Here is a 648-nt window from a genome sequence, read left to right on the forward strand (position 1 = left end):
GTGCTGCGGTGTGCGGCGCAGCGTTGACGAGGACGAACCAGGCCTCGCAGCCCGGCGGCGCACAGGCCGGGTCGGCCGGGGCGGCGAGGTAGACCGCCGGGTCGTCGGCGAGGCGCCCGGCGAACACCGCGTCGAACTCGCCGTCGTAGTCCGCCGGGAAGGTGACCGTGTGATGGCCCAGCCCCTGCGTGCCGCCGGACAGCGCCAACAACAGCACGAACCCGGACATCGACGGGGTGGCCCGCCGGACGTGGCGCCGCCCGGCCCGGTCGTCGACCAGCCGGCCGTAGAGCGATGCCGCGTCGACGTTCGCGACGACGACGTCGGCGGGCAGCCTGAGGCCGTCGGCGAGACGCACCCCGTCGACCCGGCCGCCGGGCGTGCGGGTCACCTTCAGCACCCGGGTGTCGAGCAGGATCCGGGCCCCGCGGTCCTCGGCGCGCCGCGCGATCGCCTCGCCCAGCCGGCGCAGCCCGCCCGGCACGTACCACCCGCCGAAGTGGCGTTCGGCGTGCACCACCGACACCAGGGCGGCCGGGGCGCGCCGGGGATCGGAGCCGGAGTAGGTCGCGTAGCGGTCCAGCACCATCCGCAGGCGCGGGTCGCGCAGGTAGCCGCGGCCCAGGCCGCGCAGGCTGCGGCCGGGGG

1 protein-coding gene is annotated in these 648 nt (G+C 77.3%); it reads right to left on the minus strand.

Features of this window, described 5'->3' with window-relative positions; genetic code table 11:
- Positions 1-648 (minus strand): NAD(P)/FAD-dependent oxidoreductase (locus ND748_RS33350; RefSeq protein WP_251750197.1); only part of this gene is annotated, 648 nt, incomplete at both ends.

The organism is Frankia sp. AiPs1, from assembly GCF_023716945.1.
Taxonomy (GTDB): Bacteria; Actinomycetota; Actinomycetes; order Frankiales; family Frankiaceae; genus Frankia.